This is a genomic window from Spirochaetota bacterium (genome assembly GCA_017999915.1).
Lineage (GTDB): Bacteria > Spirochaetota > UBA4802 > UBA4802 > UBA5550 > RBG-16-49-21.
This window is the reverse complement of record JAGNKX010000001.1, coordinates 259,302-285,308: the sequence shown is the minus strand read 5'-3', so window position 1 is coordinate 285,308 and position 26,007 is coordinate 259,302. Positions and strand designations below refer to the sequence as shown.

At 54.9% G+C, this 26,007-nt stretch carries 21 protein-coding genes; 7 read left to right on the top strand and 14 right to left on the bottom strand.

What is annotated here, in order from left to right; translation table 11 throughout:
* Positions 1-415 precede the first annotated feature (415 nt).
* From KA369_01135 to KA369_01125, 3 genes are read left to right on the top strand one after another with little or no spacing between them, the layout of a single operon-like run.
* On the top strand, positions 416-1,543 hold the full coding sequence (locus tag KA369_01135; GenBank protein MBP7734552.1) for a metallophosphoesterase: 1,128 nt from the start codon (positions 416-418) through the stop codon (positions 1,541-1,543).
* A complete protein-coding gene (locus KA369_01130; protein ID MBP7734551.1) occupies positions 1,531-3,681 on the top strand; it encodes an AAA family ATPase in 2,151 nt (716 codons plus the stop codon). The genes KA369_01135 and KA369_01130 overlap by 13 nt, the downstream gene beginning before the upstream one ends.
* Before the next feature lie 6 nt (positions 3,682-3,687).
* Positions 3,688-4,668: a hypothetical protein gene (locus KA369_01125; protein MBP7734550.1), complete on the top strand. Its 981-nt coding sequence runs from the start codon at positions 3,688-3,690 to the stop codon at positions 4,666-4,668.
* Positions 4,669-4,717: 49 nt separating this feature from the next.
* Here the strand turns inward: KA369_01125 and KA369_01120 are convergent, their stop codons facing one another.
* The 11 genes from KA369_01120 to KA369_01070 form a co-directional block, all read right to left on the bottom strand.
* On the bottom strand, positions 4,718-5,392 hold the full coding sequence (locus tag KA369_01120) for a hypothetical protein (protein ID MBP7734549.1): 675 nt from the start codon (positions 5,390-5,392) through the stop codon (positions 4,718-4,720).
* A 29-nt stretch (positions 5,393-5,421) separates the two neighbouring features.
* Complete coding sequence (locus KA369_01115; protein MBP7734548.1) at positions 5,422-5,748, bottom strand: hypothetical protein; 327 nt, start codon at positions 5,746-5,748, stop codon at positions 5,422-5,424.
* A 13-nt stretch (positions 5,749-5,761) separates the two neighbouring features.
* Positions 5,762-6,442, bottom strand: coding sequence for a hypothetical protein (locus tag KA369_01110; GenBank protein ID MBP7734547.1), 681 nt, complete (start codon positions 6,440-6,442; stop codon positions 5,762-5,764).
* Positions 6,442-7,083, bottom strand: a complete 642-nt coding sequence (locus KA369_01105; GenBank protein MBP7734546.1) for a hypothetical protein — start codon at positions 7,081-7,083, stop codon at positions 6,442-6,444. The genes KA369_01110 and KA369_01105 overlap by 1 nt, the downstream gene beginning before the upstream one ends.
* 140 nt (positions 7,084-7,223) lie before the next feature.
* The gene (locus KA369_01100; protein MBP7734545.1) at positions 7,224-7,682 is read right to left on the bottom strand and encodes a hypothetical protein; all 459 of its coding nucleotides are present in this window, start codon (positions 7,680-7,682) and stop codon (positions 7,224-7,226) included.
* 162 nt (positions 7,683-7,844) lie between these two features.
* Positions 7,845-9,830, bottom strand: coding sequence for an acetate--CoA ligase (gene acs / locus KA369_01095; protein MBP7734544.1), 1,986 nt, complete (start codon positions 9,828-9,830; stop codon positions 7,845-7,847).
* A 79-nt stretch (positions 9,831-9,909) separates the two neighbouring features.
* Positions 9,910-10,548 (bottom strand): IMP cyclohydrolase, encoded by a 639-nt coding sequence (locus KA369_01090; protein ID MBP7734543.1) that lies wholly within the window; start codon positions 10,546-10,548, stop codon positions 9,910-9,912.
* Between the two features lie 210 nt (positions 10,549-10,758).
* Positions 10,759-11,406 (bottom strand): DedA family protein, encoded by a 648-nt coding sequence (locus tag KA369_01085; protein ID MBP7734542.1) that lies wholly within the window; start codon positions 11,404-11,406, stop codon positions 10,759-10,761.
* A 295-nt stretch (positions 11,407-11,701) separates the two neighbouring features.
* Positions 11,702-13,210 carry a hypothetical protein gene (locus KA369_01080; GenBank protein ID MBP7734541.1) on the bottom strand — a complete coding sequence of 503 codons (1,509 nt, stop codon included), beginning with the start codon at positions 13,208-13,210 and terminating at the stop codon, positions 11,702-11,704.
* Positions 13,211-13,246: 36 nt separating this feature from the next.
* Complete coding sequence (locus KA369_01075; protein ID MBP7734540.1) at positions 13,247-14,092, bottom strand: outer membrane lipoprotein-sorting protein; 846 nt, start codon at positions 14,090-14,092, stop codon at positions 13,247-13,249.
* 334 nt (positions 14,093-14,426) lie between these two features.
* Entirely contained in the window at positions 14,427-14,870 is a 444-nt protein-coding gene (locus KA369_01070; protein ID MBP7734539.1) for a hypothetical protein, read from the bottom strand.
* 264 nt (positions 14,871-15,134) lie between these two features.
* On the opposite strand from KA369_01070, the gene KA369_01065 reads away from it, so the two are divergent.
* From KA369_01065 to KA369_01050, 4 genes are all read left to right on the top strand, one after another.
* The gene (locus KA369_01065) at positions 15,135-17,081 is read left to right on the top strand and encodes a methyltransferase domain-containing protein (protein ID MBP7734538.1); all 1,947 of its coding nucleotides are present in this window, start codon (positions 15,135-15,137) and stop codon (positions 17,079-17,081) included.
* Entirely contained in the window at positions 17,071-18,243 is a 1,173-nt protein-coding gene (locus KA369_01060; GenBank protein ID MBP7734537.1) for an MFS transporter, read from the top strand. The genes KA369_01065 and KA369_01060 overlap by 11 nt, the downstream gene beginning before the upstream one ends.
* A 176-nt stretch (positions 18,244-18,419) precedes the next feature.
* Entirely contained in the window at positions 18,420-19,922 is a 1,503-nt protein-coding gene (locus tag KA369_01055) for an OmpA family protein (protein MBP7734536.1), read from the top strand.
* A 48-nt stretch (positions 19,923-19,970) separates the two neighbouring features.
* On the top strand, positions 19,971-21,737 hold the full coding sequence (locus KA369_01050; protein MBP7734535.1) for a PAS domain S-box protein: 1,767 nt from the start codon (positions 19,971-19,973) through the stop codon (positions 21,735-21,737).
* Positions 21,738-21,744: 7 nt separating this feature from the next.
* Here KA369_01050 and KA369_01045 read toward each other — a convergent pair whose 3' ends face one another.
* The 3 genes from KA369_01045 to KA369_01035 form a co-directional block, all read right to left on the bottom strand.
* Positions 21,745-23,931, bottom strand: a complete 2,187-nt coding sequence (locus KA369_01045; GenBank protein MBP7734534.1) for an alpha/beta hydrolase — start codon at positions 23,929-23,931, stop codon at positions 21,745-21,747.
* Between the two features lie 58 nt (positions 23,932-23,989).
* Complete coding sequence (locus KA369_01040; protein MBP7734533.1) at positions 23,990-24,415, bottom strand: NUDIX hydrolase; 426 nt, start codon at positions 24,413-24,415, stop codon at positions 23,990-23,992.
* 173 nt (positions 24,416-24,588) lie between these two features.
* Positions 24,589-26,007: a glutamate synthase subunit beta gene (locus KA369_01035; GenBank protein ID MBP7734532.1), complete on the bottom strand. Its 1,419-nt coding sequence runs from the start codon at positions 26,005-26,007 to the stop codon at positions 24,589-24,591.

Below are 26,007 nucleotides of genomic sequence, written 5' to 3'. Positions count from 1 at the left end.
ATCATTGATAGCGATGAACCCGACCGGGGATATAGATGAGTCTTTTTGTCGTTGAATGGGTATTTGTCAATTAAAAAATTTACACCTCACCCATGCTCTGTTCATGCTTTATGCCATCATCCCCCAGCCCCTACTCCCATTGAGAATTAGAAGAACGGAGAAGGGGATTTGAAGAGGAGCCCTCTCCTTTTATCCATTCTCAATGGGAGAGGGCGCGCCGGAGGCGGGGTGAGGTTCGATAGAGATGGACCGAGGGGATGGGGATTACATCGGGAGATTAAGATACCCGATAGGTGGTTGTCCGATAGTCGATATTTAGTTTGTATATAAAAACTTTAGAATTGCGCGTTTTTAAACGACAATATAGATAGCACGTCTGATGCGTATTTTTTCCACCATTCAATGGAACGTTCCTATGGATAGCGAAATAAAGATTCTTTTCATGTCGGATATTCACCTGGGGATCAGGAACAATGAGATCCATATTCCCGATTACGCCCGGGTGAACACATTCAAGCGCATTGCGGCCATAGCGCGGGGCCACGACCTGTTCCTCATCGGCGGGGATCTCATCGACGGCGGGACCGTCGGGAACGACACCATCGACCTGATCAAGAACGAGTTCAGGGGCCTCCGGAGCGCGGGGACCGAAATCGTGTACACCCCGGGAAGGGGCGAGCTGAACAACAAGGACACGGTCATGCCCTTCGTCCTTGATTTCAACGCCTCGTGCCTTTTTTCGAGCACCACGGCCCCGGCTCCCTACCTGTATATGAAGAACGGACAGAAGGTGTACGTGTACGGCCTGTCCGGAACCATGGGGTACGATATCTCGAAGATAAAAAAGATCTCCGACGAGGGATTCCATATAGGCCTGTTCCATGTCGATTTTGATTTTGACAACGAAAAGAACGATTTCCTGGTATACCGCCTTCAGAAAAACGACATCAAGGCCCTGGGGCTTGACTTCTACGCCTTCGGCTTCTGCCACAGCTTCAAGATGTTCAAGATCATGGACCGGATCATCGGAGTATGCCCCGGCACACCGGAGGCGACGTCGTTCGACGAGATGGGCGACCGCTATGTCATTTCCATCGTCATAAAGGAAAACAGGCTCTACCAGATAAAGCGTCTCACCGTGAATTCCATGAAGCTGTACCGGAACCTCGTGGCGTGCTCCGACCTGTTGACCATGGGGCCCATCAAGGAGCTGCTGGAAAACAACAAGTCAAAGAAAACGATACAGCAGATCATAATGACCGGGAAGCGCGATTTTGTCCTCCGCCAGTATGAGCTCCAGAAATACAAAAATGAGTTTTTCAAGCTGGACCTTGTTGACAAGAGCGAGCCCACCATTGACTCCCTCATCGAGGAGTACCAGTATGAGAATTCCCTGCGCGGTGAATTCTATAAAATAATCAAGGAGCAGATTGACCAGGGCGGCCTGCCCCACGATATAGATAAAAGCGATCTCGCCGCATCACTGAACAAAATTACCCGGGACGGGTTTACAAACCTGGAGGAATGGCTGTGCAGTATATAAAATGCATGGTGTACAAACACGGGCTCTTCGATAACCGCGTGATCAATTTCAGCGACCGGTTGAACATCGTCTACGGCAGGAACGGCTCGGGTAAGAGTCTCCTGGCGCGCGGCATGATCGATGTGATGTGGGGCAAGTTCACGGATCGCAAGTTCCTGGGGGATGACGTATGGAACTCCCTGTATCTGGACCTCTTTTTTTCGCTCACGGACAACGGGTACTACCGCATCTGCACGACCAGCGACAAGAGTTACCGGATACAGTTTATCCACAACAACGCGGAGAAGATAATCTATTCCGAGGTGAAGTCGGACGGCACCGCGGGAAACAAAAATCAGAGCTTCAGCGATGATGATTTCGAAAGCAGGATGTTGCGGCAGTTCCTGAACAGGATCGACTGCGCCGCCTTTGTCAATTCATCCTTCATGCCGGCATCATCCGATATCGCCAAAGACAGCACCATCGATCTATCAGTGTTGAAACGGATCATCCTTGATGAAAACACCGGTTTTTACAATCATTATCTCAATATGATCAATACCTTCGAGAGCGGCATCCGCGCCAACCCGGGTCTTCCCCCGGAGGTTTCACGCCTGGAGGACGCCAAGCGGGACCTTGAGAAGAAGATACAGATCATGGACATAAGCGGTTCGCGCCATGACAAGCTGCGGAGGGAGAAAAACACGATACAGAGCGAGGTGGATGAGCTGAATAATTCACTCAATTCACTCAACAGCCAGAGGGAGATACTGAACAAGATCATCGAGAACCTGCACAAGGTCGAGGAGCTCAAGGATGAATTCGAGGGCATCAAGGATGAGATCCAGAAGGAGCAGCAAAAGATTGAATCAATGACAGAAATGAAGACCGAGCTTGACGCCATGTTCCCGCAGTTCAGCGGGATCGACATAAACGACAGCACGAACCTTGACCGTCTCCAGGAAGTGTTCAACGATGTCAGGAATCTCAATGAAAAGATCGATAATTTCTTCTTTAGAAAAGAACGCAAGCGCAGGAGGCTCAAGAAGACGGCCGTCGTCGTTTCCGCCGTTGCCCTCTCGGCACTGGCGGGCATCCTGATAAAGAACGGCGGGAACCCTGCCAAGGATCTCTATCTGCTGATCGCTATTCTCGGAGCTGCCGTGATAGCCAATGCCGCCATCGCCATAAGCATGCTGGTTTTCAGGAACGACAAGGAATTGGAAAAGCTGGAAGAGGAAAAAAAGCAGTTCAAGGAACGGATCACGGTCCTCATGGAGAAGAGCAAGGTCTTGCTGGAAGACTACAAGCTCACTGAAATTTACGAGCTTCTTCTCCAGTATTTCGAAGATTACGTCAATTACACGGAGCGGAAAAAAGACCTGGCGATGATCAAGAGCTCTTTAAAGGAAGAAGAGTACATGGTCAAGATACAGAAAAAGCTGGACGAACTGAAACGGGAAGAGGAGATCATCAAAAACGAGATTCACAACAGCATCGATACCCTGAATATCGTCGACGATATCGAGAACGAAACAAGCAAGATCGAGGATCTGATCCGGAATATCGGCACGGAGCTGGCCATCATAAAAGAAAAGATAGAGACCAAGGAGAGGATTTTACAGCAGATCGACAGCGAATTTCTCCAGGCATCGGGTAACAGCGGCGCCATGAACGCCCTCATCGAGGAAAAGAACGCCATTGACCGCACGCTGAAGAAATGGAAGGTCAACCGCAACTCGATGGAATTCATTACGCGCATGCTGACCCGGGCCGTCGAGCGCAGCGAGGAAAAGCAGCTGCGGAAGCTGCTGGACGGTACCCTGGAAAAGTTCAACCACCTGACCGGGAACCAGTACATAACCAAGATCGACGACGCCGCCGTGCTTCAGATGATAACCGAAAACAAGATGATCGAGGAAATGACGCCGCCGGTCATCCACGCGCTCCTGCTGTCCATCAAATGCACCCTCTCCGATTTTCTCATAAACGAGGATACGGCGCTCCCATTATTGATTGACGAACCGTTCCAGTTTATGGATGATGATCGATGCAATCGCTTCAGGGATCTGGTGTCCTATATTTCGAACAGGCGGCAGGTGATCATCTTCACCCACCAGAGCGACAAGCGGAACTGGGGAAACTTCGTAGAGCTATAAGAGACGATGGACAAGAACGGCCAACTAACATTTTCCGATGACCCGATCCTGAACGGAATCAACGAAGTGTATCAGCATCTCGAAAAGGGAGAATTCGCGGCCGCCGTCGCCAAAGTCGACGAGCTGATGGACATCGACGCTGATTATCCCGGCCTCATCGAAGCGTACCGGGTTGCGAAATTCTGGAACAACCGTGAAAAGGAGATGAAGACCCTTGAAGAGGGGAAGGACACCGCCGAGTACCTGATGGGACAGTGGGAGGTGTTCAACGAGTACGCGGAGAGCAAGAACATGGTCTCCTCGTCGGCATTCAAGTTCGCAATGAGGTATATTTTTTTCAAGGCAGCCGACAATTACAAGTTTGCCTTCAGGGAGCAGCAGGACACGTCCAGCAATTTCCAGTTCCTCCTGAACCTGGGAGAATGCTTTCTGCGGCTGGAGGAATACAAGCACGCCATCGAGACGCTGGAGTACGCCAAGGGCTCCTACAAGAGCAACGCGAGGCTCATGGCGATCCTGGGAGAGGCCTATTTCCACGTAGGGGACACGACAAAGAGCCTTCTCTCCTTCCGCGAGGCTTTCTTCATCGACCCGGCCGAGATCGACCTGACCGTGCTCAGGGCGAAGCCGATCACGGAGCTAGTGGAGATCGTCAAAAAGGAGCGGGCCGATTTCAAGGATATCGCGGAGTGGATCCCTATTTACGGCTTTATCCACGACGTGTTTTACGTGAAGCGCAACCTGAGCGCCCACCAGGTGGAAGGGATACAGAAGGACATCTACAACCTGGAGCTCACCTTTCAGAAGATGAACAAGGGCCAGGTCGAGGCATCGAACATAATGCCCCGCCTCATCACCAAGTACCTCTGGCTCCTGGACTACTACAGCATCCAGAGCTACAACTTCGAGAACATAACCCAGATACGGGACCGCCTCCTGAACATGAACCGCGAGCTTTTCCAGGAATACTTCAGCAAAAAGAAGTAGGATGGCGATGGGCGCCGGTTGTGAAGGCGTCCTGTTGCACAATGAATTATTAACGTAACATCCTTCGCAGCATCTCTGCGGCCCTCAGGAAGCCTTCGCGGTCCTCACTGTCGGGCGAGCCGTCAACGGCGTGTTTTCCGCAGATATAACCGAAGAGTTCCTTGTGAGCGGACAATTCCATTTTATCGCCGGCTGCCTTCAGAAGAGCCTCCGCTGCGTGGTAGCGCACCAGGTAGTCATTGTCCGTCACGGCTTCGAATATAACCGATTCGAACTCAGGGGTTATGAAATCCGATATCGGCCGGTCTGCGCCGGAGGCGCCGATGGCGATCTTCAGGTTCACCAGGGCGTTGATCCGGTCCGACCATCCGAGGGACCGGTTTGCCACGATGGACCGCAGGGCGGCGACGGCATCATCGCTTCGGCCCATGGTCAGTATGTTCCTGGCGATGTTTCCCGTGCCGATCGTTCCCGGCCCTGACGCCAGGGCCTCTTCCAGGGCCTTCCGGCATTCCTCCGTGCCGAGGAGCTCCGCGGCCCTGCCGAGGTAGGGATCATAGCCGCACCGTATGCGCTCCGCCACGATGCGCGACGCTGCAACGCGTTCTTCCTGGGCCAGGCCAGCCATGGCAGAGTCGACTTCCTGGAGGCTGGGGCCGTCGTGCCATTCCATGTAGGGGTCGCGTTTCGTGTCAAAGACCTTGATGAGACGTTCGATGGTCATTGCCGTTACCTCCTGTCATTTCAGCCGGGTCATGGTTCCTTCCGGGACAATAGAAAAAGCCGTATTTCCTCCGGCGTGAGACGCCTGAGGGTCTCTTCGTCCTCGCTTCCGTTGATATAATAATCATGGGTCATGTCATATCGGTACAGGCGGCCGCAGAGGGGACATTGTTTGACGTGATGATTTTCACAGCCCGGCGCCCTGAGGTCCTGAGCCGGGACCAGCTCTTTTGCGGCGTCCGGGAGATACATGTTGCCTTCATCCCAGCCGAACTTCACGAACGATGTCTCAAGGTCTTTCAGGTTTTTGCATATCCTGCATTCTGAAACCGGGATCTGCCGCGGCCGATCATCCATGGGTCGAATCCTCTCAATGGTTCTTTAAAATACCGTCGATAACGCCGTTCACCTTCGGATGCCATTCCGGAGGGCAGGTGACGACGATGTCCCAGTTCTCGCTACCCTCGCGGCGGAAATAGGTGCGGACGCTGTAGCCCGGAGGGGTGCCGCACAGGGTGATCCAGGCGCCGAACCAGTCGGCGCCCGCGCCGTCGTCCTGAAGGGTTGCGCGAATAGTCATCAAATCGCCGAGGCGGCCCTCCTCGACCGGGCCGCTCCGCGACCATTCCAGGCGGGCATCGTCGACGAGGGGAGGCATCTGTAGAAACACCGAGGCTATGGCGTGGAGATGGCGTCGTATGATCAGAAGGTGGTCCACGTTCCTGTAATCGAAGCCTTTCAATGAGGAACGCCTGAAGATGAGCTCAGCCGAATTGTCGAATTCATTTTTCGCCGTGTTGAAATACCTGCGTGTCCCGTCCTCCATGGTTATCCGGACCAGGTGCAACGCGGGGTAGACCGCGCTGATGAGTCCCGTGCCGGTTTTTCGGGCGATTTCGGCGCCGTTTTCGTTTGTGATCTCTGTGACGGTCACGGCGCCTCCGTCCTGCTCGATGGAAACCGCTGTCTCGGTCCAGCCCGTATCCTTGTCAAAGGTTTTATTCGTGCCGGAATGCCTTATGTCCGGATAGTCGGTCATCACGGCGGCCATCACATCTTAACGCCGGCGCCGAATCTCGTCAGCGTGTAGGAGTAGTACGCGAACAGGGACGTGTTGCCAAGGAGGACCAGGAAAAAAAAGATTTTTTTCATGATGCTGATTTCACGGATCTCCGCGACAAGGAGCCAGGTAACGTACATAAGGGCAGTCAGGAGGCCCGCGCCCAGCACGATACCGAAGGCTCTGAGGCCTATTCTGTCGATGAAACGAAAGCCCAGGACGGTGAAATCGAGGGCCTCCCTGCCGGTGTATGACCCGATGGCGACCGCTATCAGGGGGGAGAGGACGATGCCCAGGAAAAATCCGCCGGAGATCGATATGAACTGGAAAGCCCCGGTGAAGCGCCACAGCTCCTTCGAGGACGGATCAAAGGAGAGAAAGAGGATAGCGTAAAGAAGATAGGGAGCCATGAAGGCCAGGGGCAGCTCCCATAGAGGCCGCGCGCTGTTCCTGTGGGATATCAGGATGGCGCCGAGGGCGACGATGTAGAAAACCAGGCCGCACACAGCCATGAGCCTTTTCCAGTAGGCTGTCTGGATCAGAAAGAGGTCCCTGGAGACGGCCATGACGATATAGCCGCCGATCAGCAGCAGTGCGATGATGACTCTCAATGCCGTATCGAAATGTTTCATGCTGACGGGACCTCGATCCGCGACTGGCGCCTTTCGCGGGGATTGAAAATTTCCGTTTCTGGAACAACACCATAAAATATGTATCATTCAGCGAAAAGTCAAGCAGATAGATGTTTTTCCAGGTCGGGTTGACTGGTTGATTATTGCTCAAATCTGACCCAGGAAGGCCATATTATGTCGACATTCATGCTCGTTGCGTCGGGATTGCATGGAGGAAGGATGATGGTGCCCGAGCATTTTGCCGGGTAATTCCTTGTCGCAAAAGCCTCGAATTCGGCAGCCCTGCCGGCGGGAATACGGACAATGCCGAGCCTGAATCCCCATGGGCGTGGGCCTGTGCCGACCCGGTATCCGAGGGCGTAGAGCTTTTCCCTTGTCCCGCAGTCACTGCAGTGTTGCTCCCTGAGACTGCTCAAATAGCAGTTACTTCCTTCCGGGAATTCGCGCTGATGGCAGTGGCCGTCTTCCTGCAATATCATTTTTTGGGATGATGCTGATGAAGAAACGGGGTCGCCGGCAATTCCCTCCCGTGAAGATGGTGTGCAGGATGCAGCCAATGACACTAGAACCGCCAGTATCTGCGCCAACACTTTGTGCATAGTGAAATCACCTGTCATTGATCGTCATTTTTGTATATATCAAGAAATGTTATAACAGGCAAGTCAAGTCCATTAATGCATAATGTGCATTTTGCCCGGCGCTAAAGGCAAAAAAAAGCGGCGATTTTCATCGCCGCTTTTTCTGTTTTCGTTACAAGCGACTTACTTCTTGCCCTGAGCTTCCTTGGCGCCCGCGATCAGCGTATCGACGACGGTCGGGTCGGCGAGGGTCGAGGTGTCGCCCATGCCGCTCTTGTCGAAGTCGCTGGCCGCGATCTTCTTGAGGATCCGGCGCATGATCTTGCCGGAACGGGTCTTGGGAAGAACGTCCGCCCACTGGATGATATCCGGTGTTGCGATGGGGCCGATCTCCTTGCGGACGGTCGCGATAAGCTCTTTCTTGAGGTCATCGGTCTTGGCGATGCCGGATTTCAGCGTTACGAACGCGTAGATCGACTGGCCCTTGATCGGGTGCGGATAACCGACAACGGCGGACTCGGCCACGTTCTTGTTGGATACGAGGGCCGATTCGACCTCGGCGGTGCCCATCCGGTGTCCGGATACGTTGATAACGTCGTCAACGCGGCCGGTGATCTGATAGTAGCCGTCTTTGTCGCGTTTGCAGCCGTCACCGGTGAAGTATTTGCCCGGGAACTGCGCGAAATAGGTGTCGAACATCCGCTTGGGATCTCCGTACACGCCTATCATCTGGCCAGGCCATGAACGATTGATGCAAAGGTTGCCGGTGCAGACGCCCTCGAGCACCTTGCCTTCATCGTCGACGATGCTGGGCTCGACGCCGAAGAAGGGAACCGTAGCCATGGCGGGTTTGATGTCAATGGCGCCGGGAAGCGGGGTGATGAGGATGCCGCCGGTCTCGGTTTGCCACCAGGTGTCGACGATCGGGCACTCGCCGCGGCCGATCTTCTGATAGTACCAGTTCCATGCTTCCGGGTTCAGGGGCTCGCCCACTGATCCGAGGAGCTGGAGGGTCTTGATGTTGTGCTTGTCTACCCAGCTGTCGCCTTCTTTCGCGATGGCGCGGATGGCGGTCGGAGCGGTGTAGAATATGTTGACTTTGTGCTTCTCGACGACTGCCCAGAAACGGCCCGGATCCGGATAGTTGGGAACGCCTTCGAACATGACGGTCGTTGCGCCGTTGCAGAGAGGACCGTAGCAGATGTAGGAGTGTCCGGTTACCCAGCCGATGTCAGCGGTACACCAGTAGATGTCGCCGTCATGGTAGTCGAAGATCATCTTGTGGGTGAAGGCGGTGAATACAAGGTATCCGCCGGTTGAGTGCATGGCGCCTTTCGGCTTTCCGGTCGATCCGGAGGTGTAGAGGATGAACAGGGGGTCTGTCGCTTCAATCTGTTCCGGTTCGCATTTCGCGTCGACAGAAGCCATTTCTTCATGCCACCACTTGTCGGTCTTGCTGTTCCATGTGCACTTGATCTGGTCGCCGACCCGTTTCACGACGATGTGGTTCTTGACGCCCGGGCATTCCGTCAGGGCCTTGTCGGCGTTGTCTTTCTGGGGAACGGCCTTGGCGCCGCGGAAGGTGCCGTCGCAGGAGACGAGCACTTCAGAGCCGCTGTCGTTGACGCGGTCGCGGAGCGCTTCAGCTGAGAAGCCGCCGAATACGACGCAGTGAACGGCGCCGATGCGGGAAGAGGCCAGGATACCGATCATCAGCTCGGGGATCATCGGCAGATAGAAAGTGACACGGTCGCCTTTCTTAACGCCGTTTTTCTTGAGAACGTTGGCGAATTTGCAGACTTCTTCATGGAGCTGTTTGTAGGTGAACTTCCTCGTTTCGCTGGGATCGTTTCCTTCCCAGATGAGGGCCAACTGGTTCCCTCTTTTTTCCAGGTGCCTGTCAAGGCAGTTGTAGGACACGTTCAGCTTGCCGCCCTTGTACCACTCGATTTTAAAATCTTTCATGTCCTTGGCATAATTGCTGCCGTTGACTTTGTCCCATTTCTTAAACCAGGTCACATACTCCTCGGCTATCTTTGCCCAGAAGGCGTCTGAATCAGCAAGGGACTCTTTCCACATTTTTTCGTAGTCAGCGCGGCTTTTGATGTATGCCTTTTTCTTGAAACTTTCGGGCACTGGATAAATCTCTTTAAGAGTAACTTCAGCCATGTACTACCTCCGATTAAATTGTTATTATTGTTATATTTGTTATTGGTCTTCGCCGGTTTGCCTATAATACCACGACTGATTAATACCGGGGAATCTCAATATATTTTTTTTCTGAAAAACCGCGTAATGCCTTCTGCCGCAAGTACTCGGAAATCAGGCTGTCATATCTGGATGTCGTTTCAAACACCTTGATAGCGAGCTGCAGATTCAATTCAGGAGACACGGCGCCGTTATTGTTCCGCATCTCACCTATTACCGACTCGTAATCTCCAGAGTCAATGACGGCCGTGACGCTGTTAAAATTCTTGGCCGCAGACCTGAGAAGCGCAATGCCTCCGATATCAATCCTGTTCATCGCGTCGTCAATCGTGCTGTTCTGGCTGATCATGGCTGAATCCACCGGCTTCACGTTGACCACGATCATGTCGATCCCTTCAATGTTATATTCATTCATATCATGAAGGTGTTCGGGATTGGACCTGACGCCAAACAGGCCCCCGTGTATCTTCGGATGCAGGGTCTTTACTCTGCCGTCCATCATCTCGGGATAGCCGGTATAATCCGCCACATCCATAATCTCCAGCCCATTCTGACGAAGTATCCGCGCGGTCCCTCCCGTCGATATAAACTGGACATCGTATGTTTCGAGCTCCCTGGCAAATTCAACAATGCCGGATTTATCGGACACGCTGAGAAGAGCCTTCTTAATTTTTGCCATAGGGATTGGCCGAGCTTAACAGAATTTAATATGGGCATGTCCATACTATATGCAAAGTTCAACTTAATACCAATTACCAAAGGGTATAATAAAAAAACAAGTATTTTTTGGATGTATTTTTTAGAAATGGGGGTTTATTCCTGCACAGGGAATCGATTTACCCGGAGTCGGTCAACGAGAAATGAGCGGATGTGCCGAAAGATGTTTATTTTATTCAGAAGAGGTATCTTTCTTATCCCCTCGTTTTTTAATGAGTTTATATATTATTAAACAGATTACGATCAGAGCTATGATGGCTCCTGCAACGATATTGTATCCCTCGATGAGGCTTCCCGCTTTTTCCCTGACGGTCTGCCAGTTGTTCCCCAGCATAAAGCCGATCTTGATCCAGATCAGGTTCCATACGGCGGCGCTTATCACGGAAAGGAGCAATACTTTCAACATGTTCAGCCTGGTTATGCCTGATACCAGCGATATGACCGACCTCACACCGGGGAGAAACCTGTTCGCCAGGACCACAAAATAGCCGTAGCGGGCGAACCAGCGTTCAGCCGCAATGATGCTTGAGGCGGGGAAAAAGCGATAATTTTTTTTCATGAAAAATTCGCGTTCCAGGAAGCGGCCAAGAAACACGAGAATCATGAATCCCGCCACGCTGCCTATCGTGGTGGAGGCATAAACCAGAAGAAATGAAAGCCTCCCGGTGCCGACCAGGAAGGCGCCCAATACCGTAATGGTATCGCCCGGAATGGGTGGTAATAAATTTTCAATGATGGCGCATATGAAGAGAAACAAGTACAAAAAAAAGTCATTTTTGGGGAGAAGATACGTGATTATGTCGTTTATCAGCTGTTCCATGGTAAATGCCCGGGCCTTCAGGCATCAAACTCTGCACAGCTTATTTTTTACAACTATATTTTTTTGATAATGCATTTTAAGGCGCCGCGTGAAAGCCCGATGGTCCTGCTTCGGCAATGAGAGATCGAAGAGCATCATGGGACACTTTGCCCCGCGGATTACCGCGCCGCATTGTATTGCGGGATTTTCATGTCCGAACATGCAGGAGCCTCGGGGGGGGGTGGAATATGCCGAAAAAAAGACAGCCCGTGGGGCTGTCTTTGACAGTGTTGTCATGCATGTTACTGGTGAATTATCAGAAGGAGTAACGCGTTTCTGAAATGATCATGTTCCGGTTTTCTCCCATCCGTTTGGCGAATACAAAGCCGAGGGCGGTGCTGACCCCGTTGGTGAACTTGTACATCATATAGGGATAGATGACATAATCCCACTTTCTCAGCTTCGGATCCGCGTACAGGGCAATCCGGGCCTGTATTTCAAGGGCATCACTTTCAAGAAAATTCCTTTGAAGGTTGGCCGTGAGCATCCACTTATAGGGATATTGCTGGCCGTAGCCTTCGATGATCTGGCCGTTGGGCATTGCCCCCAATTGCATTTTCGAGACCATGTTGATCATATCCGTATCAGGAGCCGGCTTCGTGTAGTTGATGGTCCACTGCTGGCCCAGGTAGATACCCGCGTAGATTTTCCAGAAGAGGTTCGACGATTCCGGACCGGTCAAATAGGTGACCGTGGAATTTTTTACCAGGTCCATTTTACCGTAGAAGTCCTTGGTGAAATTGGCGTTGGCCGAAACCTTCCACGACAGCACTTCGCCGAAGCCGATGTTCATGTCAAAGGTGGGCACCATGACCCGGTTGTAGTACATCTCGGTGAAGACCGCCTGGGGCACGATGAGGGAGCCGAAGGGCGTCGCAAAAACGCTTGGCACCATCGTGATCTTTGTGTCCGGCGTGTCGTCAAAGCCGTAGAGGAACCCGAGGCCGTAGCGGAACTGGTTTCCGATCCCCCCTGACAGCCTGACTGCGTATTCCCCGTTGCGGACCTCAAAGGCGGGGCGCTTGATGCTGGTGACGCCCCTCCGGTACAGTGACTCTTCGGGAAGCTTGCCAGGCTGGAATATCGGCATCCAGATGAACTGAAGCTGCTGATTGGCGAAATGGAAGGTGAGATTCGCGGCGACAACGCCGATGCGGGAGAATTCAAAATAGTTGCTCATGGTGGTGAAATCCCACGGTATCACCACGTCCGACGGCGCCTCGATCCCTTCGATCTCGCCCCAGGAGATGATCTGCTGTCCCGCCCTGAAGGTTACGTGTTTTCCGTACAGGTCCACATAGGTTTCACGGACGTTGACGGTAGGGGCCTTGCTTATCTCATCCCGCTTGAAATCGGCAATGGATTGATAATAGGTGTACTGTAAAAAAGTGTTCGGGTAATAGAACTTCGGGAAGTTCGTCTTTTCCCCTGCCGCGTTGTATTCAATCTGCACCGCTGAAAAGAAATGGGCGATATCATAGGCATTTCCTTCCAGCTCCAGCTGAAGCGTGGCGCCCACCCGGGGAAACTGGTATTTTGAGTTGATCCACCGGTTGCCGCCGACCCCCATGTCATTTCTCGATACGACAAAGTTGGCCTGCGCGTATCCATGAAGTGCAAAGGTAACATCCTTCCCGCTCTCTCCCTGTGTCTTTGTGTCACCATGCTTATCCTTTCCCTCTGAGAGGTCCTCTATCTGGCCATGGGATAAGCTTGCTGAAAAGAGAACGAGAGCGACGAAAAACGCCGTTATTAAAGATCTCATGTATTCCTCCATTTTTTAATCGGGTACGGATCGATCCTACCACCATTTCTGCGTCAGGTATTGCTCGGTAAAAACGTCCGTCCGCAGGTTAGATTCTTCCTCGGTTTTTAAATCTGAAAAGAGCAGGTGGCTTTTTGAGCCGGTCTTGACATTTTTCATCTCCAGTCCGGTTTCGTAATTAACTTTTTGGCCCCTGACATTATTTTTTGTCGTAAAGGAAAGAAGTCTCAGTTCCTTGACTTTTATCATGTTTTCATCATAAAGATCGAGCCGCAGCGTGAGGAGCGACTTTTTCTCCAGGAACGATACCCTGCGGCCGCATCCCTGGTCGCTCATGATGGTCTTGGTTTTGGGAGTCGATTCGACCATGTAGCAGTCAAAGACCTTTCCCTTGAATTCAACCTTTTCGTCTCCAATGTACTTGTAGTTCCATTCGAGGAAGTTCGGCTTGCTCGCCTCGGCGTTGGTGAAGTCGCTGCCGAAAAAGCTCAGTTTTTTGTCCGCCCCGGTGACTTTCTTGGCCTTGCGGATCCCCTTCAGGTACACCCATTTGACGTCGTCCCGTATTTTGTAATGGTACATGAGATAGGAGTTGCCCTGGTCGTCGGCGGGGGACATCATGTAGGCGAGATATTTCTCGGCGAAGGTCGCCGCAGATCCCATGCCGACGGTATAGGTCCCCATGATGAGGGATTTGGTGAACTTGATCTTTCCGCTGCTGTCGTAAATGATAAGGGTTCCCTTGGCCTTGACTTTTTCGAAGACGGGGCGGTCGTCGTTCGACTTCATGAGCCGGGTTCCCATTTCCGCCGGCGATTCTGAAAAGGCAACCGCACAACAGAATATAAACGCTATTGTTGCAAGAATTCTGAAACGCTTCATTGATTTCTCCCTGTTGTTTGTGAATATTTTTGGTGCTGCGCATCGTATTCCCGCACCATAGACTGTGTGCGGCAATAGAGCGGTATACCCAGTGCAATGTCGATGTCCAGGAGACAATGAAATTGCACGCGGTGATTTCCCGCAATCATGGTGGCGCAACTATGGCGATGGCGGGGCATCATGAGCTTATCCAGTATGGGGATTGTCGGTTAATGATGCAGATGTATGTTATTATTCATAGGTAAGCCTCCGATTTTGTATATCTCTGTATATGTTTAATCACGCCTGCCACGCTAATATGGTGGATTTTAAAAATCAATATAAATTTTATTAATCAATTGGGATTAATGAGCGGTTGCTCATAAAACAGATTTTCAATACCATGCGCCCCTACCCGTGATCCGATAATCGTCCCGGCATCAACCCTTTTATCATTTTCGGACAGGCGTACCGGTCGCCCATTGTAGCCATGATGAATGGTGCGGTTTTTTCTTTTTTTTATTGAATTTTTTTTGTAATGTATTATCTTGTTTTCAAAGTATAATAAATTGTATTGGTTCTCTATCCCTGTTTGAATTTTGCAAGGATTGTCACAGGTAAACAGAATTGGAATCAAGCAAACATCATTCCCGCCTGTTCCGGGTGGCTTCATGACCGGGACGAAGGAAGGACAGAGGCGGGAACCGGTGAAGGGGAGCCCCCCGGTTCCACCACGATATGCGGTCACCAAAGACAACGGCATAACCCGGCAACCTTTTTCTTCTTTCTGCGGCGCCAAAGACGGCTCATCCTGCCTGCCGAGTTATTTCATCATGCCTGATATTCATACTCACTGTCATAGTACGCCTTATCATAGGCGGGAGAAAAAAACAACCGGCCAGTGGACCGCTATAATGGTCTTTTCCGGACCGCCGGGAATGGTACCGCATGTATGAGGCAGGTGGCAGGCAGCGCTGACTTCGGGCGATATCGATCTGTGCAGCAGTGAAGATATATGACAGCATGAGACATAATGTTTATAACGGGGAGGTAAGGGGTGACGATGAAAGCAGCAATCAATAATAATCCGGTATCGGCCAGGCCGAAGGGGGTGCACGCCAGGAAATCTTTAGGCCCCGTGGCAAACCTGGAAGAATATGTCAATCCCGACTGGTGGAATACAATCTTCAATTCTCTCTATCTGAAAACCGATCCGGACCTGGGGGAAGACCACCAGACAACGGCCCGGGAGGTGGACTTCTTCACCGGCATCGCCCACGTGCTTCACGATGATCGAATCCTCGACCTTTCCTGCGGCCAGGGACGTCATTCCCTCGAGTTGGCCCGCCGCGGATTCAAGTTCGTGGAGGGCCTGGACCGGTCGCGGTACCTCATACAGAGGGCCAAGGTGCAGGCGAAAAAGGAGTGCCTCTACGTGAAATTCCGCGAGGGCGAGGCCCGCATGCTCCCCTACCGGCCCGATACCTTCGACGCCATATTCATCCTCGGCAACAGCTTCGGCTACTTTGAAACGGTCAATGACGACCTGCGCGTTCTCCGGGAGGTCTTCAGGGTGCTGAAGCCGTGGGGCCGGCTCCTGGTCGACGTGAACGACGGCGATCACCTGCGCAGGCATTTTCAGCCCCGGTCGTGGGAATGGATCGACAAGAATCATTTTGTCTGCCGGGAGCGCTCGATTTCCGTGGACAAGCAGCGTCTCATATCCCGCGAGTTAGTCACTCACGTGGAAAAGGGCGTCATCGCCGATCAGTTCTACGCGGAGCGGCTCTACAACAGCGACAGCATGCAGGAGCTTCTGAACGCCGCCGGCTTCAGCGATATCACGCTCCATGACTGCGCCGACTTCCCGCGCGGGCAGGAACAGGGAATGGCGGAAAAGCATATCGTCATGACCGCCCTGGTCAAGAAGGACTGGTCGCCGGTCCGCCAGCGTAAGACGGACATCAAGAACGTGACGGTCGTCCTGGGCGACCCGATGAAAAAGGATCCCGCGCGCTTCCCGTTATGCGAGGACACCGAGCGGTACGATATCGACCAGATGAAGGACGCCCTGAAAGACCTCCGGGACTATAATTTCACCTACGTCAGCAGCCACGATTCGCTGATCAACGACCTGGCGCGGCTCAAGAAGAACACCGATTTCGCCTTCAACCTGTGCGACGACGGATACAACAACGACGCCCGCCGGGAGCTCCACGTGCCCTCGCTCCTGGAGATGATGGACGTCAACTACACGGGATCGGGGCCGCAGTGCCTGGCCTACTGCTACGACAAGTCCCTCGTGCGCGGCATTGCCAAGGAAATGGGGATACCGGTGGCCAAGGCCTTCTTCATCAAGGCGGAGGACAATACCTTCGATCTCCCCTTCGCCTTTCCGGTCATCTGCAAGCCCAACATCGGCGACTGCAGCCTCGGCATCACCCAGCGGTGTGTCTGCAACGGCATCGAGGAGCTGGTGAACGCCATTTCGGAGATCAGGGACCGCCTGGGCTACGAGAAGCCGATCCTGGTAGAGGAGTTTCTTCCCGGCAAGGACCTGAGCGTCGGCATCATCGGCAATCCTCCGGAGTCGTACCGCGTGCTGCCGGTCATCGAGGAGGATTATTCGTTCCTGCCGGCGGACCTTCCGAAGATATGCGGATACGAGGCGAAATGGGTCCGGGAATCGCCCTACCGGACCGTGCGCCCCATACCGGCGGCCATCTCCGACGACATCCGCAAGCTGATCATCGAATGCTGCCTGAAGCTGTTCGAACGGCTGGAATGCCGCGACTACTGCCGCTTCGACTGGCGCCTGGACGCGAAAGGAAAGCCGAAGCTCCTCGAGGTGAATCCCAATCCCGGATGGTGCTGGGACGGCCACATGGCGAAGATGGCCGCCATAGAGGGACTGTCCTATGGGGAGATGATGGGTGAGATCCTGCAGGCCGCCGAGCATCGGATCGGGCTGGTCGGCATGAACGGTGCAAGCGGTCACGGTGAGGATTAAGCGGGACTGGCGCATACTGCTCGGCCGCGATCTCCAGATCGTTTTCGGGATAACGCTGATCTCGGCCATCGGCGTTACCTCCATAGCGCCGGCATTCCCCTCCATGGCGAAGGACCTGGGCCTCACGGAGGGGGAGGTGGTCATGCTCATCACGGTCTTCACCTTCCCCGGCATCATCCTGGCGCCGGTCATGGGTATTCTTGCCGACCGCTTCGGAAGAAAAAAAGTGATCGTTCCCTCCCTGCTGCTCTTCGGCGTAGCCGGCGGTGCATGCGCCTTTGCCACCGAGTATCCCGTTCTCCTGGTCCTGCGCTTTATCAACGGCGTGGGCGCGTCGGCCCTTGGGGGGCTGGGCCAGACCGTCATTACCGACATGTTTGCCGGCAAGGACCGGACCGAGGCGCTCGGGTACAACGCGTCGGTGCTCGGCGTCGGCACCATGATCTATCCGGCCCTGGGCGGGGCCCTGGCCCTGCTGGGATGGAACTATCCCTTTTTACTGTCGGCTCTGGCACTGCCGATGGGCATTATCGTTTTGTATGGGCTCAGGAATCCGGAGCCGGCCGCGATGCCGCCTCTGCGCCAGTACCTGGGCGGGGCCCTGCGCTCCGCCGCGGACAGGGAAGTGATGCCTGCGTACCTGGCGACGCTGGCGACCTTTATCCTCCTGTACGGGGCGCTCCTCGCTTACTTTCCCTTCCTCATGCATCAAAGATTTAACGCTTCGTCGTCGACCATCGGCCTGATGCTGGCGGCGACCTCGGTCACCACGATCATCGGCGCCTTTAACCTCGGCTGGATCTCACGGCGCTTCAGGCCCAAGACCATCATCACGGTTTCCTTTATCGCCTATGCCGCCGCCATCATGCTGGTGCTTCTCGCGGACAACATCTGGATGATGACCATCCCCGTGTTGTTATACGGCCTTGCCAATGGTCTCAATATTCCCAGCATACAGACCCATATTTCCGGGAGCGCCCCGATGGAATTCCGCGGCGCCTTCATGTCCGTCAACTCCATGGTGCTCCGCCTGGGGCAGACGGTGGGACCGGTCCTCACCGGCATTGCCTTCCAGGGATGGGGCATGGACGGGGTCTTTTACTGTTCAGCCGCCTTTTCAATCGTCGCTTTCGTTTTGCTGATCCTGTTCCTTAATGAATGATCATGTCGGCCCGCAGACATCGTCATGAACCGAAGCTTCGTTCCATCCGGGATCCGCATCTATTTGTTACTTGACAGAGAATTTACCGTCTATTAAAAATATTATCGTCTGTTGTATCTTGAATGGTGTATATCAATATCGCAGCATGTCACAGAAGAATAATAAGGGGCTGAGCTATGGGAAAATATAGTACATTGTCAAGAGTGGCGCTGATTGCCGTTTTTCTCCTGGTGGCGGTCTCGGCGGTCACCAGCGCGTTTTCCAGACACGAATATTCAGAATACAGCCCGACCATATCGGCCGACGGGCGCACCATGATATACCAGGCCGATATCGATGAGCCGAGGAAATACAAGATTTACGCGAAGCAGAAGATATTTGACAAGTGGAGCAGGCCGGTGGCCCTGGACAGCATCAACTCGGGATATGCCGACGGCGGATGCTTCATCACCTACGACCAGAACTCGCTTCTTTTCACGTCGGATCGGAAAGGGGGGCTGGGGAACTGCGACCTCTGGATATCGCAGCGCAAGGGCGACCGCTGGTCCACCCCGGTGAACATGGGCGCTCCCGTCAATTCGCCCGGCTACGAAGGCTTTGCTTCCCTTTCGCCTGACGGCAACACCCTGTTCTTCGTGCGCGAATGCCCGGAGAAGACCGGCTGCAAGGACAAGCTGGGCATCTTTTACGCGGAAAAGAAAGATGACACCTGGGGCCAGCCGAGAAAAATGCCCAATCCGATAAACACGGAATACTGCGAGTTCGGCCCCGTCATCCTGGCGGACAACCTGACCCTCATTTTCAGCTCCACGAGGCCCGGAGGATCCGGCGGGTACGATCTTTACAAAACCGAAAGGACCGAAAGCGGCGGATGGAGCAAGCCCGTCAACCTGGGGAACTTCATCAACACCAAGGGGGAAGACAGCCTGATCGCCATTCCCGCGTCGGGTGACATCATGTACTACACCAAGTCCCTGGGCAGGGACGAGGGCGGACGGGAAAGCGCCCGGAGGATCTTTTCCGTGCCCATTCCCGAAAACCTCCAGCAGACCAAGGTCGTTGTCGTGAAGGGAACGGTGCGGGATAAAAGGGACACTGACAAGACACTGTTCGCGGAGTTGAACATCACGGACATAAAACATGACGACCGCACCATTACCATTCACAGCAATAAGGATGACGGGAAGTATATCGTCATCCTCAACAAGGGAAAGATATGCGATTTTTCCGTCAAGAGTCCGGGCTACATGTTCTATTCGCGGAAGATAGACCTCACCGGGCTCCAGCAGTACAAGGAGATCAACGAGGACATACTCCTTGAGCCGATCGTGGTGGGGGCGAATATCGTCCTCAATAACATGTATTTTGAGTTCAGGAGCTTCAAGCTCCTCAGGGAGTCAAAGTACGAGCTGAACCGGATTATCCAGCTGATGAAGGAAAATCCCACCATGAAGGTGGAGATCAGCGGCCACACCGATAATATCGGGTCCGAGACCGCTAACAACAAGCTTTCCATGCAGCGGGCCAAGACCGTCGTGGACTACCTGATCAACAAGGGGATCGGCAAGAACAGGCTGGTGAGCAAGGGATACGGCAAAAAGAAGCCCATAGCGACCAACAAGTCCGACGAGGGGCGGAAGGAGAATCGCCGCGTCGAGATCGAGGTCCTTGCCATATAGGCCCGATGGATGGACTGGAGCTCACCCTGAGCCAGGATCCGGCACGCAATGGATGAAGAACCAAAAGACCCGACAATCGAGGAGCTGCGACGGCGCATAACAACGCTTGAGGAGACGGAGGCGGTCTTCAGGAAAACCATTGCCGACCTGTATAAAAGCGAGGAGCTGTACCGGCTTCTGGCTGAGAATTCCTCCGACGTGATATGGGCCATGACCCTTGACGGCCGTTTTACCTACGTCAGCCCGTCGGTCACGGCCATGACCGGCTACACCCCCGAAGAAGCCATGGAAATCCCTATGCAGAAGTATCTCCTCCCGGAGTGTGTGTCCTTCGTCTCCGGGGAGCTTGCCCGGGAGCTGCGGAAACCGGCCGGGGAGCGCGCGAACATCAGGACCATGGAGCTGCAGCAGTACGGGAAGGACGGCTCCGTGATAGATATCGAGACGACGATGTCGTGGATCCTTGACGATAAAGGTGAGCCCATCGGTATTCAGGGGAGCACCAGGGACATCCGGGGCAGGAAGATGGCGCGCATGGCCCTGGAGGAGAGCGAGGAGCGGTATCGCTCTCTCTTTGAGCGCTCCCTGGACATAGTATTCATCCATGATTTCAAGGGCCGTTTCATCGATGTCAACAGCGCCGGGATCAACGCCCTCGGCTATTCGAAGGAGGAAATCCCCGCCCTGACGCTGCGGGACGTCCTCGGCGACGACCAGATGCCGATGGTGGAAGAGCTGGTCAGGGAGCTCAAGGAAACCGGCGCCCAGAAAAACCCCACGGAATTCATCCTCTACACAAAGGAGGGCGGATGCGTGTTCGTTGAAACAAAGTCGTTTCTCATGTACCGCAACCGGAAGCCCTACGCGGTGCAGGGGATCGGGCGGGAGATAAGCGACCGCAAGCAGATGGAAGAGGAGCTGCGGCGCCACCATGAAAAGCTCGAGATGATCGTGCAGGAGCGCACCGCGGAGCTCAAGGGCATCAACAAGCAGCTGATCCGGGAGATCATCGAGCGGAAGCAGGTCGAGAACGAGCTGCGGAACAGCGAAAACAGTCTCAGGGCCCGCAATGAAATACTGGATAAAGAGCTGGAGAGCGCCCGCATCATCCAGAAGGCCCTCATGCCGAAGGAGGTCCCGGTCTATCCTCCCCTTGCCATCGATTACCGGTATCTGCCCCTCGAGGCGGTGGGCGGCGATTTTTTTTCTTTTACGATCCTTGCCGAGGGCGGCCTGGGGATCTTCATCGGCGACGTGACCGGCCACGGCGTTCCCGCGGCGCTGTTCCTCTCCCTCGTGCGGACCATATCCAACCATGCCTGCCGAAAGTGCGGCACCAGTCCCTCCCGGTACATCGAGATGATCAATTACGAGGTGTACCGGGACATGCCCGATTACTATATGACGGCCCTCTACGGTCTTTTCAGCCGCCATGAGGGCGGGGTTACCTTCACCTTCGCCCGGGGCGGCCATCCCTTCCCGATAGTGTATCGCCGCGAGAGCGATTCAGCCGAGTACATCAAGGCCAGGGGTAACCTGCTGGGCTGGAACGAGAATAACTCCTACGGCGAAGCCTCGGTGGAGCTGCGGCCGGGCGACCGCATTTTTCTCTATACCGACGGCATTCCGGACACGATCAACGAAGAGCGGGAGATGCTCGATTCAGACAACGAGAATTTTCTGAACCTTTTTCGAGATCCGGAGCGGCGCACCATTAGCGGAAAGCTGGACTGTATCATCGATACGGTCACGCGTTTCAGGAAGGGCGCGCCCCTCGTGGATGACATCATCCTTATCGGCATCGAGGTGCAGTAGTCCCGCCTCAGGCCTTGCCGCTGAAGACCTTGCCCAGGAACTCCAGGACCCTTGCCTTCACCTCTTCAGATTCCCTGCCGCGAACGATGCCATGGCGCTTCGCGAAAATCCTGATGAGCTGTTTCCGCTCAGTGCCGAGGCGGTCGAAAATCTCCAGGCCGCTTACCGGGTTGACCACCGGGTCGTCGGAGCCCTGAATGATCAGGGCGGGGTCCCTGACGAGGGGAAGGCGCTCTTCCACGACCTTCATGAGCCTGCCCAGTTCGCTGACCCCGGCGACGGGATTGCGGAAATAGTTGATATGGGGATTTTCCGGGGTGTTGGTGACAAAATCCATTTTCCCCTTGTTCACGTGGATCCTCGTGAGGAAATTGTTCCACATGACAACGGCCGACGAGAGCCGCGACGATATGTTCTGCAGCTTCAGGGGCGCGTTGATGGAAATGACGCCGCGGAACCTGCCCGGCTTATTCGCCGCCTGCAGCAGGGCGATGCCCGCGCCGGTGGAGAAGCCGCCGATGGCCAGGGTCTTCATCGAGTTTTTCATGATGATGTAGGCCCTTCCCACCGAGTCGTACCACTTCTCCCAGTTGCGCGTCGCCAGGTCTTCCGGCGCTGTGCCGTGGCCGCGCAGGCGGGCGCCGTAGACGTTGTATCCCTTCCCGTGGAGGAAGTCCGCCAGGGGCCTGATCTCCTCGGGCGCTGCCATGTAGCCGTGGACCAGAATGATCCCCTTCCGGCTGAAGAGGCGCTTCAGGAAAAAGGGCTGCCCGATCTCCCTCGGCTTGCTTTCGCCCGTGATGCCGTATTTCATGTAATCCTCATCGAAGAGCTTCCTGTCCAGCTCGATGAAGCGGTTCCGGATCGTTCTCCTGATCCACCAGGCCGGCATGAAGCACAGGCGGTCCAGGGCCGCGGTAAGGGCGGTGAGGGGCTCGATCTCGTTCGTGAGCACCTCCATGATGTTGTCCTTCCTGATGGTGTGGAAGTCATAGAGCTTGGTGAAACGGCCACGGTTTTTGCGGATGATGCCGTCCTTCAGGGAGATGAGGCCGTCGGACAGGGCCGATTCGATGAAATTCGCGTACTTGTCATGAAAATCGTCCGTGAGGAGATAGAACTGCTTCTTCTGGAGCGCGGTGTGATAGTTGGTGAGGCCGCTCGCACGGATCCTGTCCATGGCCAGGAAGGCGCGGTTTTTAAGGTCATCTTCGCTGATCCATCCTTTCTTGTAATGGGTAAGGATGTATGAAAGCAGGTGATCGTGGTTCACCGTGGTCATGCCGTAGATCGCGTTCATGTACTGGAGCATCACGGCGAGGTCCAGGGGAGCAAGGGCGGAGAGCCTCTTCGAATCATCCGGTGAGAGGTAGAGGGAATCATCGGCCAGCATCTCCATGACCTGGCTGTTCGATTGAAGGTATTCCCTCGCATAGATCGGCTTCCCGAAATTGATGTCTATGTCAACGCCTTCCATGACCATGGTGCCCTCGACCTCGAGCTCCTCCTTGAAGCGGGCGGACATGTCCTTGACGAACCTTCCCACCAGCTTGTTTATGGCGTTGTCCCGGGCCCTGACCGGGTAATAGGTCAGGTTCACCGGCACGATGCACGTTTCTTTTTTGAGAATGCCGCCCAGGTCCTGGAGGTCGAAGCCGTAGGCGGCGGCAATCTGTTCAAGCCTGCCCATGTCGCTCTTTTCATGGAAGCGGCGGATCTTCTCCCGCATGAACTGAGATAGGAGGGCGATGCGGGCCGCGCCGGTATGGGGGGGCCGCCGGATGCCGGTGTTGTACACCATGAATTTGCCCTTTTCGACAATCTTCTTGTCCTTGATCATCTGGCCTTCCGGAAATATGATGACCGGGTGCCTGTCCGTGAGGAGCGAGCCGATGAGGATGGCGTTCCGGTTCTGGTCCGCCGTTGAAACGGCGCCGACCCTGTCCATGAACTCGCCCATCTTGCCGCTGAAGAAGGATCTGTCGGCCAGGGATATGGGGTATTTGCGGAGCTTCTTTTTTATGATATAGGGCATCAGGAAGGTTTCCATTCGCGTGAAATGGTTCACGACATAGAGCACCGGCTGGTCCGGCACGTTTTCAAGGCCGTGGACGCGTAGGTCCGTGCCGGAAGCCTTGAAAATGGTATCGAGGGTGATTTCGAGGGTCGTCAGAAGGGTATTGGAAATGTTCATCGGGCATCTCCTGAAGATATGGTTCTATGTCCGGCGCGTATCCGCACCGGGTGCACGGTCAATACTTTCTCTCCCGGTAGTCCCTGAGAATGTCGCCATGGTCGAAGGCCATCTCCTCCGGCGGGGCGTCAAGGGGGAATATCCGCGCTTCGGCCGCGTCATCGGCCCCCACCGGCGTGCCCCGGGCCGTCGCAATGTATACGGTTGTGATGGTGTGCTTCCGGGGGTCCCGGGACGGATCGGAATAGGTATGGAACTGCCTGACCAGGGTAACGGCCAGGCCGGTCTCCTCGCGGGCCTCCCTGACAGCGGCTGATTCAAGGGTCTCGCCGTAATCGACGAATCCCCCTGGGATCGCCCATCCGTAGGGTGGATTTTTACGCTTGATGAGCACGATCCCGGCGGGGGAGGACGAAGGAGGATCGTTCTCAATTTCAATGATGATGTCCACGGTCGGGGCCGGGTTCCTGTATTCCACGGTCATGATCTTAAGAGAACCGGTATAATTATTGTAAAGGATTCAATGATCGCCAGACAGGGTATCCCTTTGTTGAGGGAACCTCCAGGTGTGATACTGTGACAGCAAAAGGGCCTTTTCAAGTAAAATATTACCGTTTGTCCAAATAATTTGGGGTTGGGGGTAAATCGCTCCGCTGCTTATGACAGGTACCGGTCTATGGAAGCCGCAGCCCTCCTCCCGTCCTGTATGGCATACACCACGAGGGAGGCGCCCCGGGACGAATCGCCGGCCGAGAACACGCCCTCAACGCTGGTCATGGAATTCTCGTCGATCCTGATGTTGCCCCGTCCGTCCAATTCAAGGCCCAGTTCACGGACCAGGCCGGTATGGACCGGGTGAATGAAACCCATGGCAAGGAGCACCAGCTCCGCGTCCAGGGTGAATTCAGATCCCGGCACCTCTGTCATGACCGGGTTCCCGCCGGGGCCGGCGGTCCACTCGACCTTCTTTGCAACTATCTGTTTTACCCGGCCATCAACGCCGGAAAATTTCACCGTGGACACGTTCCACATTCTCTCGCACCCCTCCTCGTGGGAGCTGGAGGTTTTGAGGAGCTTCGGCCAGAGAGGCCAGGGCTCCTTCGCGGTGCGGTGCTCCGGCGGTTTCGGCAGGAGTTCAAGCTGGGTGATGGACCGGGCGCCCTGGCGGTTGGCGGTGCCCACGCAGTCCGCGCCGGTGTCGCCGCCGCCGATGACCACCACGTTCTTGTCATAGGCGCGGATAATCTCGCTCTCCGGAATGGCGTCTCCCTTTACGACCCGATTCTGCTGAATAAGGTAGTCCAGGGCCGGGTGTATGCCCCCGAGGTTTCTCCCCTCGATCGGAAGGTCCCGCGCCTCCCGGGAGCCGATGGCGATGCAGATCGCGTCAAAATCCTTCCGCAGCGAAGAGGCAGGCAGATCTTTCCCGACGGTGACGCCGGTTTTAATGACAAGCCCTTCCTCGACCATCAGGTTCACGCGCCGGTCGATGATGTACTTGTTCAGCTTGAAGTCGGGGATGCCGTAGCGGAGATATCCCCCCACGCCGTCCGCCGACTCGAAAAGCGTCACGCTGTGGCCGGCCCTGTTCAGGAGATCGGCGCAGGCCAGGCCCGCCGGGCCGCCGCCGATGACGGCGACCTTTTTCCCGGTACGGCTCTCTGGCGGCTGCGCCTTCACCAGGCCGAGGGACCAGGCCTTTTCGATGACCGCCAGCTCGTTCTGGCGGATGGTGACGGCGTCGTCGCCGATGGACAGCACGCAGGAGGCCTCGCACAGGGCCGGGCAGACCCTGCCGGTGAACTCGGGAAAGTTGTTCGTCTCCTGGAGGATCTCGTAGGCGCCCTTCCAGTCACCCCGGTACACGCGGTCCTGCCACTCCGGCATGATGTTGGACACCGGGCATGCCCAGTGGCAGAAAGGGACGCCGCAGTCCATGCAGCGCGAGGCCTGGAGCCGGCGGGCGTCGTCGGGCAGGTGCTTCTCCACTTCGCTGTAGTCGTTGACGCGCTCTTCCACCGGCCGGTAGCCGGCTTCCTGGCGCCGTGTATGCATAAAGCCTTTCGGATCTCCCAT

Coding starts and splice junctions, on each gene's coding strand:
- KA369_01040 (MBP7734533.1), bottom strand. CDS start 24,415: ATGACCGTGGAATACAGGAACCCGGCCCCGACCGTGGACATCATCATT.
- KA369_01075 (MBP7734540.1), bottom strand. CDS start 14,092: ATGAAGCGTTTCAGAATTCTTGCAACAATAGCGTTTATATTCTGTTGT.
- KA369_01055 (MBP7734536.1), top strand. CDS start 18,420: ATGGGAAAATATAGTACATTGTCAAGAGTGGCGCTGATTGCCGTTTTT.
- KA369_01045 (MBP7734534.1), bottom strand. CDS start 23,931: ATGAACATTTCCAATACCCTTCTGACGACCCTCGAAATCACCCTCGAT.
- KA369_01085 (MBP7734542.1), bottom strand. CDS start 11,406: ATGGAACAGCTGATAAACGACATAATCACGTATCTTCTCCCCAAAAAT.
- KA369_01080 (MBP7734541.1), bottom strand. CDS start 13,210: ATGAGATCTTTAATAACGGCGTTTTTCGTCGCTCTCGTTCTCTTTTCA.
- KA369_01100 (MBP7734545.1), bottom strand. CDS start 7,682: ATGCACAAAGTGTTGGCGCAGATACTGGCGGTTCTAGTGTCATTGGCT.
- KA369_01050 (MBP7734535.1), top strand. CDS start 19,971: ATGGATGAAGAACCAAAAGACCCGACAATCGAGGAGCTGCGACGGCGC.
- KA369_01065 (MBP7734538.1), top strand. CDS start 15,135: ATGAAAGCAGCAATCAATAATAATCCGGTATCGGCCAGGCCGAAGGGG.
- KA369_01110 (MBP7734547.1), bottom strand. CDS start 6,442: ATGGCCGCCGTGATGACCGACTATCCGGACATAAGGCATTCCGGCACG.
- KA369_01105 (MBP7734546.1), bottom strand. CDS start 7,083: ATGAAACATTTCGATACGGCATTGAGAGTCATCATCGCACTGCTGCTG.
- KA369_01135 (MBP7734552.1), top strand. CDS start 416: ATGGATAGCGAAATAAAGATTCTTTTCATGTCGGATATTCACCTGGGG.
- KA369_01035 (MBP7734532.1), bottom strand. CDS start 26,007: ATGGGAGATCCGAAAGGCTTTATGCATACACGGCGCCAGGAAGCCGGC.
- KA369_01090 (MBP7734543.1), bottom strand. CDS start 10,548: ATGGCAAAAATTAAGAAGGCTCTTCTCAGCGTGTCCGATAAATCCGGC.
- KA369_01125 (MBP7734550.1), top strand. CDS start 3,688: ATGGACAAGAACGGCCAACTAACATTTTCCGATGACCCGATCCTGAAC.
- acs (MBP7734544.1), bottom strand. CDS start 9,830: ATGGCTGAAGTTACTCTTAAAGAGATTTATCCAGTGCCCGAAAGTTTC.
- KA369_01115 (MBP7734548.1), bottom strand. CDS start 5,748: ATGGATGATCGGCCGCGGCAGATCCCGGTTTCAGAATGCAGGATATGC.
- KA369_01120 (MBP7734549.1), bottom strand. CDS start 5,392: ATGACCATCGAACGTCTCATCAAGGTCTTTGACACGAAACGCGACCCC.